This is a genomic window from Mesorhizobium sp. M8A.F.Ca.ET.208.01.1.1, assembly GCF_004791315.1.
Taxonomy (GTDB): Bacteria; Pseudomonadota; Alphaproteobacteria; order Rhizobiales; family Rhizobiaceae; genus Mesorhizobium.
This window is the reverse complement of record NZ_SRUT01000404.1, coordinates 1-284: the sequence shown is the minus strand read 5'-3', so window position 1 is coordinate 284 and position 284 is coordinate 1. Positions and strand designations below refer to the sequence as shown.

At 55.3% G+C, this 284-nt stretch carries 1 protein-coding gene; it reads right to left on the bottom strand.

Annotated elements, in window-relative coordinates; genetic code table 11:
- On the bottom strand, nt 1-284 hold a 284-nt coding region (locus EN851_RS36925; RefSeq protein ID WP_210234967.1), incomplete at both ends, for a hypothetical protein.

The following is a 284-nucleotide window of genomic DNA, read 5'->3' as shown; positions in this document are numbered from 1 at the left end:
GATCAGGTAGCTGCGTTTGTCGCCGGTCAACGATAACCCTCCGTTCAAGCAATTCCAGGAAAAGTGCGTAGCGGTTTGCCGTCCGGAGTTGCGAAAGAACAAAGTCTCTTTGGCATGGCTGACGGCCTGTTGCAAAACGTGAGGTAGGGTCAAGGAATCCGCCATGCCTTTGCCACAGTGCGGAACGAAACCGGCAACGGCGAATTTAACCCCTGATTCCCCGGGAGGAGGCAGGACCGGACGATGCCCAATCGCTTCGACATCTTCATCAGCCGACTTGAAAG